We start from the raw sequence: 14,211 nt of genomic DNA on the forward strand, positions 1-14,211 counted from the left end.
TAAGTTATGCCCTAAATTAATCAAAAAAGCATTCAGGATTATGAAGATGACCTTTTTATGTATGTTTATTTTCGTTTCACAGTTATTTGCTTTCAACGGTGAGGCACAAAATAAAGTTGTAAACCTTCAGTCTGAAAACTTATCAATAGAAGAACTCTTTAAAGAAATCGAGCAGCAGACTGATTATCTGATTATTTATAGTACGAGTGAAATCAAATCAAACTTTGATATTTCATTGAATAGAAAAAAAGCGAAAGTTGATGAATTATTGAACGAAGCCTTACAAGGGAGGAATTTGAAATACGAACTCTCTGATAACTATATCATCTTGTCGCCTTTAACAAAATCTGAAAAAGATCAACAGACTGGTCGCGTTATTTCCGGAATAGTGAAAGATCGGAAAGGCGAACCGGTAATAGGTGCTAATGTCATGGAAAAGGGAACGACAAATGGTATCATTACAGATTCAGAAGGTCGGTTTACTCTGAAAGTCTCTTCGAATGCAGTATTGACCATATCTTTTATTGGATATCGGGCAATTGAAGTAAAGGTTGGCAACCAACAATCTCTGTCGGTTACTCTTGATGAGGATATGGAGGTATTGGACGAAGTGGTAGTTGTTGGTTACGGTTCACAATTGAAAAAGACGGTAACGGGCGCAATTTCTTCTGTTAAAGCCAAAGAATTGGAAGCTCCGAATGCCGTAAGTGCAGATAATTTGTTACAAGGGAAAGTAGCAGGTTTGAGTATCACACAAAATTCCGCACAACCGGGGTCAGGCATGTCTGTTAATATTCGAGGTGCACTTTCTCCAAATGGTTCTAACAGCCCGTTGTATGTGATCGACGGAGTGATTATCAGTTCCGAATCAAACAAAGCGTCAAAGGTCGGGCCGTCCGGTTTGTTAGGTACGGCTTTGAGAGATGGTTCGGATCGTAGTCCTTTGGCAACATTGAACCCTAACGATATTGCTTCGATCGATGTTTTGAAGGATGCGAGTGCTACGGCCATTTATGGTTCGTCGGCTGCAAACGGCGTGATTTTAATTACGACGAAGAAAGGGCAGAGCGGACGTCCGAAAGTGACATACAGCGGTTCATTCTCTGTACAAGGCGTAAATAAGTATTTCGACATGCTGAATGCTCAGGATTTCATGAACGTGGCAAATTTGGGTATGAAAGAGCAATGGCTGTATATCAATAAATATTATCCGTATGGTCCGACACCGGCTCCTGCTTCCGGTTGGGCTGTGTTGTATGATGAGAATCAGTTGAAGCAGACCGAGTCGTATGATCATTTTGACGAAATAAGCCGTACCGGCCTGATCCATAATCACAACGTTTCTTTCAATGCTGGTAGCGAGCGGTTTAAGGTCTACGCCTCCTTCAATTACTACGATCATAAGTCGGTTATGAAAACGAACGATCTGGAACGTTTCAGTGGACGTATCAATGTGGAGGCTGATTTCAGCAAATATTTGAAATTGAATGTGGCAAGTATGTATTCGCTCTTGAGCGCGAACAACCCGTCTTCGGGGCATTGGAGAGCGAATGCCAATGAGGCGAACCAAACGAATGCAGCCTTATATTTTTCTCCGCGCCTTCCGTTGGAGGATGAAAACGGCAACCTGACATTGCCAGAAAATGCGATGACGGCGAATCCGTTGGCCTGGAGCTATATGAGAGACAAGACAACGACCAAACGTTTGATGTTTGCTCCGAATCTGGAAATCAGAATTTTACCGGAATTGAAAGCGAATATGCAGATTTCTGTCGATAAGACAGACGAAAATCGTGATGTATTCTCACCGACTAAATCGATTTTACCTCAACAGACACAGCGTAACTTCGGTGGTTATTCCAACGCATACAATAATAATTATGGTATCGAAGAATATTTGAGCTACGACAAACAGTTCGGACGGGATCACCGTTTGAATGTTGTGCTCGGTACGGGATATTATGTGACATCCGGCAACAATTATTCTGTTACCGTCTTTAATTTCCCGTCAGATGCACTTGAAAACAATTATCTGGAATTGTCGTCTGATGTAGATGAAACGACTTACAACTCGGGGAGATGGGAACGGAACAAATTGTCTTATTTCGGACGTTTCAATTATACGTTCAAAGATCGGTACACGATTGGTGGTACATTACGTAACGATGGTTCTTCCGTATTTGCTGCCAATCACAAATGGGGATGGTTCCCGGGTGTTTCTGCAGCATGGACTGTTTCGGAAGAGAATTTTATGAAACAGCAGAAGGTGGTGGATTTCCTGAAAGTGAGAGCCGGTATCGGTACTTCCGGTAATGAAAGTATTTTGACGGGTGGAAACTATAGCCTGACGACTTATGGCATGGCGACCGGTGCATTCTATTATTACAATGGACTTTTACATAAGGGAATCGTTCAGAAGCAGAAAGGAAACAAAGACTTGAAATGGGAAACGGATGTGACGGTTAATGCCGGGTTGGATTTCGGATTGTTCAATGATCGTTTGAGCGGTAGTTTCGATTATTATGTACGTACGGCGAAGGATTTGCTTGATTTTACATCTTTGCCTGTGACTGATATGGTGGCTACTTTGGCAAAGAACATCGGCTCGACACGAAGTACCGGATTTGAAATCGGCCTGAAAGGGGTGATTATGGAGAAGAAAAACTTCGACTGGACGGCTTATCTGAACATGAGTCACAACCATTCATACTGGGTGGAACGGAATCCGGAAGTAGACATTGCCCCTTGGATTAAGGAGAAGGATGATTTGAGTCCGATTTACGGTTGGAAGACAAACGGTATTTTCCAGTCGCCAGAGGAGGTACAACAATATACTTCCAATGGAAAGGTTCTTCAACCGGATTCTTATGCCGGAAACAAGAAATTTGTCGATATCAACGGTGACGGTGTACTAAATGATGACGATATCGTGAAGCTGGGTAACAATGAGCCTAAGATGCATTTCGGCTTGGGTACGAGTTTCCGGATCAAAAATGTGATGGTCGATCTCGATACCTATGGTGTGTTGGGACGAAAAACGTATGACCAGTGGATACATCGTGGTTTGTGCGACAGCAAGATCAATACGAGTTATCGGTATAAGGAAGTCTGGACTTCGTTTAATACATCGGGTTGGTGGCCGGGTATTGCACCTAATGCGGCAGCAAACAGCAATAAGTCGGGAACCGATGATTTTTCTTTGCAGAACACGCATTATTGGCGCTTTAAGAATATCAAAGTGACTTATTTGTTGCCGAAAGATTGGATGAAAAAGAGCAAGATTGCTTCGAATGCTTCGGTTTATCTGGATTTGCAGAATACATTGTTGTTGACGAATTACGAGGGACTGGATCCGGAAATGGAACAAAACGCGTCTCCGCTCCCCATTCCGTTTACAGTCGTTTTAGGTGTCGATATTACTTTTTAATTTAATTTGAATGAATCATGAAAACGAAAATAATAGCTTTTTTATTGGCTTTGTGCATGACCGCATGGTTTAATTCGTGCGATTTGGATTCCAAGGTTTACTCTTCGTTTTCGGAAACGAACTTTCCGAAAACGGAAGAGGATGCGCGCTCTATGTTGACTGGGTTGTATGCCTATTTTAAATGTAATTCGGGGGCGGTGAATGATAATAGCAATGGTGCTTGGGTTTGGCCGCTCTTCACGACCGGTTATGGCGGATGGATCGGACTATCAGAGATGACGACCGATGAAATCTTTAATATTGAACATCAGGAAATCCACTTCAATTGGGGTAGCGCATTCGATACCTATTCGACTTATGCGGTAAGTCGTAATATTACGCGTGCGACTTATATACTGGATGTTTTCAGCAAACTGACGGATATGGATAAGGACGTGAAGAATGAACTGATGGCCGAGACGAAATGTTTGAGAGCCTGGATGATGTTTTGCTTTTACGATATGTATGGACCGATACCGGTTGTTACCGATCCGGCCAAAATCGACAATATCGTATATGAACCGCGTCCTTCGAAAGAAGAATACTTCAACCAGATGGTCAAGGACCTGACGGAAGCACTTCCGTATTTGTATGACAAGACCAATAATACAGAAAACTGGGGACGAGTGAACAAAGGGGTTGCTGCCATGCTGCTGATGAAGTTATATATGAACGATCACCAGTACGATAAGGCACTCCCGTATGCCGAAAGCCTGACACAGATGGGATATACGCTGTCCGACGATTACAGCAAAGTGTTCAGCGAAGAGCACAATAATGAAAATATATGGTCGGTTCCGAGTGGGCAGCAGATGGGGAACGAATGGTTTTTTTATATGATTCCTCCTTCTTGTGCCGAGGTTTGCGGGATAAAGGTTGCGCCTTACTGGGGGGTGACGTTGATGCCGTGGGAGTTTTACGATACGTATGCGAAAGAAGACAAGCGTTTGGCTGGTATTGCTGACCGCTATATCGGTACGGACGGAACTTTGTATTCGCGTGAAGGCAATCAGGGAGAGCGTTTGCCGTATGGTGCAGTTATCGTCAAGTATCTGTTACCGAAGGAACAGACGCAAGCCGGTAATATACCGTTGGTGGTTTGCCGTTATGCAGATGTCATTTTATCATTGGCAGAGATTGAAAATGAGTTGAACGGACCAACCGATAAGGCTTTGGGATATTTGAAGCAGATTACCGACCGTTCGGGCGTCACGCATACGATTCCGGCAGACATTCGGACAAGCAAGGATAAGTTTAAGGAGTTCCTGTTGGCTGAACGTGGACGTGAACTTTATTTTGAAGGTTGGAGACGTCAGGATATGATCCGTTTCGGCAAATATATTGAATATGGCTTGAGTAAGGGATATCCGGCCAAGGATTATATGACTTTGTTCCCGATTCCGCCGAAGGTCATTATCGAATCAGGAGGTATTGTTAAAAACAATCCCGGATATGAATAAATGTTTGTTGAGGAAAGAAGAATAGATCGTTTGCGATGAAGTGAACATTTATTTTTAGGCAGAAGAACAGAAGATACATCAGAGGCATTTGTTTGTTATTATAATTCTTTTGTTCTTCTGCTATTTTGTTTAAAACTTATTTAGAGGTAACTCCTCCATTATTTAAATACAAAGTTTAATCATCATGATAAAAAAAGCAGGGAATTCCTTTTTTTTATTATTTTTTCTTTTGGGTTTCTCCATACAACTTTGGGGAATGGAAAATATCGGGATAAAAAATGATATTATTTCTGTTATTCGGTTCGGAATCAAAAATGACGGTTCGGTTATTGGTGCAGAACTTAATCGGTTGGTAAAGGATAGTTATGGAAAAACGTTATATTTTCCCGCAGGAACTTATAATTTGTCGGAACCGATCGTATTACCGTTCGATTATACGAAAAATGTAAATATCGTATTTGATAAAAATGCGTTAATCAAAAGTGATTTTAGATTAGATGCTTTGCTGAAAGTCGGTTATTCTGAAATGTCGACACCGGATGTCACTCATCGACGTTTTTCTTATATAGAAGGAGGCATGTTCGATTGTTCTAATGTTGACAACGGTATCATGGTGAATGGCTTAAAACAATTAGTGTCTTTAAAGTATATCAGTTTGTTTAAAGGACGTAAAACCCATATCAGAATTTGTGTCTCAGATGATTTTAAAGGAACTGGAAGTAGCGATACTAAAATTGACAATATCACCATACAAGGAATTTCTTCCAACGAAGAAGTCTATGGTATCTATATTGATCATTCTTGTTGTGACTGTAAAATTTCCAATACGTTTATATATGGTACAAAATATGGTCTCGTTACAAAATCGGCTGGACATATATTGAATAATGTACATATTCTTTCTATGCATACAGGAGGAGGTTTGGATCTTGGTACTGATAATTATCGTCGGACGGAAGGTATACGTGTGGAAAGTGATGGCTTTTTTGTTTTTAATGAGATTTATTATGATACAATCGACAAATCGATAGTCATTGAAGCGGATAAGAATCCTACTTTGATTCTGGATAAAAATATATTTTATTCTTATTTGAAAAATTTCGGAACATCCTTTCTTTATAAAGATTCGTCTTCCATGACACCATTTCAGGTAAAAGTTTCTAATAGTATTATTGAAGTGGCAAATAAAGGGTATAAAATATTCGATATAAACCCCTCTCTTATAAGTGAGGATATTGAAGGCAATTTTTCATTTGTAAATTGTGCGTTAAGAAATTCCCGGTTATTGAACACATTGGATGTTTCTTTGGCACAACGGGTGAGAGGAAGAAGACAAGATGTTGTGTTACCGGGAAATCAATCTGTTATTGCTGGCGAATGGATGCCTGTAGGTGCAATTTTGGCATCTGGGGAGCATAGTTTATTGAGACTCGATCTTTCGAAAGATTGCGCTGTCGAGTTGGATCTTTTTTTCAGGAAAGGGGAAGATCCTCTAATTAAAAGCTATCGTAGGGAAGATTCGGAAACTGTATTTTTCGAAATTGGATATGTGGTTAAGGATTCTTATTGTATATTATTGGTGAAATCTGAAGAAAGTCAAATATCCCCTGTTGTCAGTGACCTGTTAGGGACAGGCTTGTTTATGCCTACTCCTTCTAAGGAAACCCGCTATTCTTTGTCAGATTATGAGATAAAAGAAGAGTCCGAAATTATATCTTTACTCTCTTGCTTCAAAAAAGAAAGAACCTATACGAATCCTTTGAGAACGACAGACAGCACTTACGTGTATGTGGCTGATCCATTTGTTTATAAGGCAGGGAATTTATATTATCTGACCGGTACGAGCACTTTGCCGGAAGGAGAAGGTTTTGTTTGTTACACCTCTTCTGATCTGATCACCTGGGAATATAAAGGACTTTTGTATCGCAAGCCGGAGAATCATATCGGTAGTTTTGGTTTTTGGGCGCCTGAGGTGGAATACTACAAAGGAAAGTTTTATATGACGTATAGTTGTTATGTGAAAGAATATGACCGTATGCTAACCTGTCTGGCTGTCAGCGAAAACCCTGGTGGACCTTTTGTTGATCTCCATACTCCCTGGTTCGATTTGGGATATTCGGCCATTGATGCAGATATATTTGTGGATGATGACGGAACCCCTTATGTTTATTTCAGCAAAAACGGCATGCAGGATACTTTAGCTACGGGTGAACTTTACGGTGCAAAACTGAAAGATGATCTTTCCGGTTTTGTTGGCGAGCCCGTTTTTATTTCCGGTGCTTCTCAGCCCTGGGAGAAAGTAAACTGGGGCAGGAACAGGTGTAACGAAGGCGCTTATGTATTTAAGAGAAACGGGACTTATTATATGACTTATTCCGCAAATGATACGGGATATGAGTCGTACGGAGTAGGAGTCTCTTATGCGGACAATCCGTTGGGACCCTGGACGAAAAGTGGAGATAACCCGCTACTGGCTACCGACATATCAAATGGTATTTCAGCACCGGGGCACAACTCGGTAGTGGAAGCTCCGGATGGAGACCTTTATATCATTTACCATCGCCATGCCGATGCGTCTTGTCAAAAGCCGAACTGGGATCGGGTTGTATGTATGGACCGATTATTTTTTGATGAAGAAGGTAAATTGCATACAGACGGCCCTTCGGCTATGCCCCGGCAAGTTTACTGGTGATTTATAAAGGAGTTGAATATGTAATTAATGAAAAATGAAAAAACTGATTTTATTATTATCTCTGTGTTTGTGTTGGCAGGTTTATGCCCAATCACCGGTTGAAATATCTTTTCCTAAAGAGAATATGTTTGCTTTAGGTTCCTATTATTATCCGGAGCAATGGGATTCTTCCCAGTGGGAGAGAGATCTGAAAAAAATGTCGGAAATAGGAATCCGGTTTACCCATTTTGCTGAATTTGCCTGGGGAACACTGGAACCGGAAGAAGGTATATACGATTTTGAATGGTTGGATCGTGCAGTTGCCTTGGCAGGAAAATATGGATTAAAAGTGATAATGTGCACACCGAGTCCGACACCTCCGGTTTGGCTGTCGAAAAAATATCCGGATATTCTTATCCGGAGGGATAATGGAGTAAATATTCAACACGGACGTCGGCAGCATGCATCATGGAGCAGCGAACGTTATTGTGATTTTGTGAAAAATATAGTCACGAAGCTGGCGGAACGTTATGGTAAAAATCCGACAGTTATAGGTTGGCAAATCGATAATGAGCCGGGACACTATGGTTTAGTCGATTATAGCGAGAATGCTCAACAGAAATTTCGTCTTTGGCTCCGTCGGAAGTATAAAACCATAGATCAGTTGAATGCAACCTGGGGGAATACTTTCTGGAGTGAAAGCTACCAGCATTTTGACCAGATCCGTTTACCGAATCAACAGGAATTGCCGGAGAAACCGAATCCGCATGCCATGCTTGATATGAATCGGTTTATGGCAGACGAGTTAGCCGGATTTGTTAATATGCAAGCGGATGTTTTACATAAAAATATTAGTGAAAAACAATGGATAACGACCAATTTGATACCGGTCTTTAATCCTGTGGATCCTGTGCGGATGGACCATTTGGACTTTACTACCTATACACGTTATTTGGTAACAGGCCATAAAATGGGAATAGGAAAACAGGGATTTCGGCTGGGAATTCCGGAAGATATCGGTTTCCCGAATGATCAGTTCCGAAACTTTGCCGGGAAAACATTTGGAGTTATGGAATTACAACCGGGGCAGGTGAACTGGGGCGTTTACAATCCTCAACCCATGCCGGGGGCTGTTCGCATGTGGATATATCATGTATTTGCCGGAGGAGGAAAATTCGTATGTAATTATCGTTTCAGGCAACCGTTGAAAGGAAGCGAACAGTATCATTACGGAATGGTCATGACAGACGGGGTTACCTTATCTCCCGGAGGTGAAGAGTATCGGCAGGTGGCTGGAGAAATGGAGCAGTTACGAATGGCTTATGATCCGGATAGCGAAATGCCGGAATATTTGGCGGCACGTCGCATCGGAATGCTTTTCGATATGAATAATTATTGGGAAACAGATTTCCAGAAACAAACGGATCAATGGAACACGATGTCGCATATTCATAAATATTATAACCTGTTGAAAACCTTCGCCGCCCCTGTCGATATTATATCCGAAAAAGAAGACTTTTCCGATTATCCTTTTTTAATCGTACCGGCTTATCAATTACTGGACAGTATGTTGGTGGAGCGATGGGTGAAATATGTAGAACAGGGAGGACATTTGATTTTGACCTGCCGTACGGGACAAAAAGACCGGAATGGCAAACTCTGGGAGGCTCCCTTGGCTGCACCTGTTCATTTTTTAGCCGGAATAGATAACCTCTTTTATGATCATTTGCCTGAAAGCCTGCAAGGCGGGGTGAACTTCGGTACGGAAAAGTACGATTGGAACAATTGGGCTGATGTCATCACGCCGAAAAAGGGGACGGAAGTGTGGGCTACTTATGCAGATCAGTTTTATAAAGGATCGGCTTCTGTTGTTCACCATAAGCTGGGAAAGGGAACTGTTACTTATATTGGAACAGATACGGATGACGGAAAGTTGGAAAAGGATGTGATGCGCCGTGTCTACGAAGAAGCGAAGGTGACTGTCGATGACCTTCCCTATGGGGTTGTGAAAGAATGGCGCGATGGATTTTATGTGGCTTTGAATTACACTTCGACTACTCAGGATATCGCAATCCCTTCTCATGCTAAAATATTAATAGGCAGCAGGGTGCTGGAGCCGGCAGGCGTTGTGGTATGGAAAGAAAAATAGCGGACTGAATCTGATATTTTATAAAATAAATCGATCCTATTGAGGAAGGATCGGAGATATAAACCGTTTAATTTAGCAAAAAGTATTAAACCAGAATAAAAGATTTTTTTTTGTGGCAGTTTGGAGAAATCCCGTATATTTGCATGTTATAAAATAAGGAGAGGGGGATAAATCTCTCTTTACTTAAAATATATACGAGGATTTATATGGCAAAGAAAGCAACTACAACAAAACAAAATAATAATAACGAACCGGGTAAGTTCGCAATGATGAAAATGTTTTTCACTAATGAGCGTACCCGTTTCATTACAGGATTGGTAATAGCAATTATCACCATTTATATAGGATTAGCTCTTATTTCTTTCTTCTTTACGGGAGGGGCCGATCAGAGTAAGATAGAAAACGTTCCGTTGGCAGACTTGCTGACCAACAGAGGGTCCGTCGAGAACTGGACGGGAGTGCGGGGAGCTGTCCTGGCAGATCTGCTGATGAACCGGTGGTTTGGGATATCTTCTTTTATGATTCTGTTTTTCCTGGGGTCGGTAGGAGCTAAATTGATGAACCTGCGCCGGGTATCGCTGTTGAAACGGTTTTTGTTTTGTGCAGCCATGCTGATTTGGGGGTCTATGTTTTTTGCCTTTGTCTTTATCAGCGGATATGAAGATACATTCATTTATCTGGGAGGACAGCATGGGTATTACCTGTCGGAGGTGATGATTACGAATGTCGGTATTCCAGGAACGATATTGTTGTTGGCGGGGGGGGGGCTGATCATCGCCATATTCTCCAGCAAGCGGACGATACCGTTTCTACAAAGTGTCCTTTCTTTCGGATGGTTGAAGAACCGTTTGAAGAGGGAGAAAAAAGAAGTATCGGAAGAAGAGGATATTCATGAAGATGATGAGGAAGAGGTCGCAGACCCGGTAGTGACAGACCAGCCGGACGAACGCCCGGAAACAGAAGAATTTGTTTTCGATACTGAAAAAGAAATAGAAACAGCCCGCAAGGAAGAGAGCCGGAAGAAGACAGAGGTTTATTCAACGATCTCCCATGATGATGCTTTTGAAGTGACTGTACCGCAGGAAGAAGAAGTGTATGATGCTCCGAATGCGGAAAATCAGCCTGATGAGCCGGAAGATCTTCCCGGAGATCCTCGCTTTACGGTGGAAGTCCCGGCAGGAGACGATGAAGTGTATGATGCTTCTTCATTAGGTGAGTACGATCCGAAACTGGACTTGTCCGGCTTTCGTAATCCACCAATCGAATTGCTGAAAAAATATGATGTGAGCGATCATCAGGTCGATATGGATGAGCAGATGGCTAACCAGAAACGTATCAAGCAGACGCTGGAAAGTTTCGGTATCAGCATTGCCTCTATCAAAGCAACCGTCGGTCCGACTATTACCTTATATGAAGTGATACCCGATACCGGGGTCCGTATTTCAAAAATTAAGAATCTGGAAGACGATATTGCCCTGAACTTGTCGGCTTTGGGTATCCGTATCATAGCCCCGATGCCGGGTAAAGGTACGATCGGTATCGAGGTGCCGAATAAGGATCCGCAGATTGTATCTATGCAGTCGGTCGTTGCTTCACGTAAATTCCAGGAATCGAAATATGACCTGCCGGTTGTGCTGGGTAAGACGATTACGAATGAAATCTTTATGTTCGACCTTTGTAAGATGCCTCACTTGCTGGTGGCCGGTGCTACCGGACAAGGTAAGTCCGTCGGGTTGAATGCCGTGATCACTTCTTTATTGTACAGGAAGCATCCGTCGGAACTGAAGTTTGTCATGGTCGACCCGAAGATGGTAGAGTTCGGTATCTATTCCGATCTGGAACGTCATTATCTGGCGAAATTGCCGGATGCGGACAAAGCGGTAATTACGGACTGTACAAAAGTTATTATGACGCTGAACTCCGTTTGTAAGGAAATGGATGACCGTTATGAATTGCTTATGAAAGCGCATGTGCGTAATATCAAGGAATATAATGCCAAATTTATTTCCCGTCATCTGAATCCGGAGAAGGGGCATAAATTTATGCCGTTTATCGTGGTGATCATCGACGAGTTCGGTGATTTGATCATGCAGGCCGGTAAGGAGATTGAAACACCGATCGCCCGTATTGCCCAGAAAGCACGTGCCGTCGGTATCCATATGATCATTGCAACGCAGCGTCCGTCTACCAATATCATTACCGGTATTATCAAGGCAAACTTCCCGGCCCGTATGGCATTCCGTGTGATGCAGATGGTCGATTCGCGTACGATTCTGGATGCACCGGGTGCCAATCAGTTGATTGGTCGTGGTGACTTGCTGTTCTCACAGGGAGGCGATACAAATCGTGTGCAATGTGCGTTTGTCGATACTCCGGAAGTGGAACAGATCGTCAATTTTATCTCCGGTCAGGCCGGTTATCCGACTGCTTTCCTGTTGCCTGAATATGTAGGTGAAGGTGGTGAAGACAAGGCTCCGGGATCAGTGGATCTGTCAGACCGTGATCCGTTGTTTGATGAAGCTGCCCGTCTGATTGTGATTCAGCAGCAAGGTTCAACATCTCTGATCCAGCGTAAGTTTGCCATCGGTTATAACCGTGCCGGTCGTTTGATGGACCAGTTGGAGGCTGCCGGAATCGTCGGACCGTTTGAGGGTAGTAAGGCCCGTCAGGTCTTGATCCAGGATGAGTATAATCTGGAACAGTTACTGAATTCTCTGAAATAATATGTCCTTTAGTAAATGTAGTTTATGGAAAGAGAGAGAAAAATAAGAATATGGCGGGGAATCGCGTTTGTGGGATTTCTGTTGTGCCTTCTTTTTGGAACAAGAGTGATAAGCCAGGCTCAGAATCCGGTATCTATCCTCGATAAAGCGGCTTCTGCCTACGAAAACTCGAATGGTATAACAGCCTCTTTTGAACTGAATACCCGTTCGGATGTACAGAAAGTATCGGAAAGTTTTGAAGGAACGATCAATATGAAAGGCGATAAATTTACGTTGGTCACTCCTGATATGATAACCTGGTTCGACGGGACTACCCAGTGGACTTATGTGGAACGGAATGACGAAGTGAATGTGAGTACGCCGAGCGGAGAGGAATTGCAATTTACCAATCCGGCTTTGTTGTTACGTGTATATAAGAAAGGGTTTATTCCTAAGTATATAGGGGAAAGCACTGCGTCGAACGGAAAAACAGCCTATGATATCGAACTGACACCAAAGAAAAAAGGCGATATCATCAAAGTCGTGTTGCAAATCGAGAAGTTCTCCAATTTCCCTGCATCGATCAGGATCGAAGCGAAGAACGGAGTCAGCAACACGATTCATATTAGCCAATTGAAGACAGGGATAAACCAACCGGATGACTTTTTTGTTTTTAAAGAAAGCGAATATCCGGATGCAGAGGTGATAGACCTCCGGTAAAATAGAAGCGATGAAATAACAGCCAATTATCAATATTCAATTAACATAAAAAGTATGAGCGATTCAATAAATGAAAAGGTTCGTTGCCTTATAATAGGTTCCGGTCCTGCAGGATATACAGCAGCAATCTATGCTTCCCGTGCTAACTTGTCTCCGGTATTGTATGAAGGTATTCAACCGGGCGGCCAGCTTACTACAACAACAGAAGTGGAAAATTTTCCGGGATATCCCGAAGGAATCACTGGTCCGGAACTGATGGAAGACCTGAAACAGCAGGCGCTTCGTTTTGGTGCAGATATTCGTTTTGGTATCGCGACGGAAACGGATCTTTCGGCTGCTCCATACAAAATTACAATTGACGGGGAAAAGGTTATTGAAGCGGAAACGGTAATTATTGCAACCGGAGCAACTGCTAAATACCTGGGTATTCCGGATGAGAATAAATATGCTGGAATGGGTGTATCTGCTTGTGCTACCTGTGATGGTTTCTTCTATCGCAAGAAAGTGGTAGCTGTTGTCGGTGGCGGTGATACGGCTTGTGAAGAGGCTATCTATCTGGCAGGACTGGCTAAACAGGTTTATCTGATTGTGCGTAAGCCTTTTCTGCGTGCTTCGAAAGTTATGCAGGAACGTGTATTTAACACGCCGAATATTATGGTATTGTTTGAACATAATACAATTGGTCTGTTTGGTGAGAACGGGGTGGAAGGTGCCCATCTGGTAAAACGCATGGGCGAATCGGATGAAGAAAAGGTGGATATCGCTATTGACGGTTTCTTCCTGGCTATCGGACATAAACCGAATTCCGATATTTTCAAACCGTGGATCGATACGGATGAAGTAGGATATATCAAAACCGTACCCGGTACGCCACGTACGAAAGTTCCGGGAGTTTTTGCTGCGGGCGATGTGGCTGATCCGCATTACCGCCAGGCGATTACGGCTGCCGGAACTGGTTGCCAGGCCGCTATAGAAGCAGAGCGCTACTTGTCCGAAATTGGAAAATAACGAAAAAGTAGTACCTTTGCGCCACTCAATAAATA

General features: G+C 42.7%; 7 protein-coding genes. All 7 read left to right on the forward strand.

The window, feature by feature from the left end; translation table 11 throughout:
• Positions 1 to 40 precede the first annotated feature (40 nt).
• The 7 genes from C825_RS09510 (at position 41) to trxB (ending at position 14,176) form a co-directional block, all read left to right on the forward strand.
• The gene (locus C825_RS09510; protein WP_228100007.1) at positions 41 to 3,427 is read left to right on the forward strand and encodes a TonB-dependent receptor; all 3,387 of its coding nucleotides are present in this window, start codon (positions 41 to 43) and stop codon (positions 3,425 to 3,427) included.
• Between the two features lie 17 nt (positions 3,428 to 3,444).
• A complete protein-coding gene (locus C825_RS09515; RefSeq protein WP_010802308.1) occupies positions 3,445 to 4,926 on the forward strand; it encodes a RagB/SusD family nutrient uptake outer membrane protein in 1,482 nt (493 codons plus the stop codon).
• 256 nt (positions 4,927 to 5,182) lie between these two features.
• Positions 5,183 to 7,618: a family 43 glycosylhydrolase gene (locus C825_RS09520; protein ID WP_228100006.1), complete on the forward strand. Its 2,436-nt coding sequence runs from the start codon at positions 5,183 to 5,185 to the stop codon at positions 7,616 to 7,618.
• Positions 7,619 to 7,652: 34 nt separating this feature from the next.
• Positions 7,653 to 9,746 (forward strand): beta-galactosidase, encoded by a 2,094-nt coding sequence (locus tag C825_RS09525; RefSeq protein WP_010802310.1) that lies wholly within the window; start codon positions 7,653 to 7,655, stop codon positions 9,744 to 9,746.
• A gap of 206 nt (positions 9,747 to 9,952) precedes the next feature.
• Entirely contained in the window at positions 9,953 to 12,469 is a 2,517-nt protein-coding gene (locus C825_RS09530; RefSeq protein ID WP_010802311.1) for an FtsK/SpoIIIE family DNA translocase, read from the forward strand.
• 24 nt (positions 12,470 to 12,493) lie between these two features.
• Positions 12,494 to 13,168 (forward strand): outer membrane lipoprotein periplasmic chaperone LolA1, encoded by a 675-nt coding sequence (gene lolA1, locus C825_RS09535; protein ID WP_010802312.1) that lies wholly within the window; start codon positions 12,494 to 12,496, stop codon positions 13,166 to 13,168.
• A gap of 54 nt (positions 13,169 to 13,222) precedes the next feature.
• Positions 13,223 to 14,176: a thioredoxin-disulfide reductase gene (gene trxB, locus C825_RS09540; protein WP_007657412.1), complete on the forward strand. Its 954-nt coding sequence runs from the start codon at positions 13,223 to 13,225 to the stop codon at positions 14,174 to 14,176.
• The last annotated feature ends 35 nt before the right edge of the window (positions 14,177 to 14,211 follow it).

This window comes from Parabacteroides sp. ASF519, assembly GCF_000364265.2.
Lineage (GTDB): Bacteria > Bacteroidota > Bacteroidia > Bacteroidales > Tannerellaceae > Parabacteroides > Parabacteroides goldsteinii.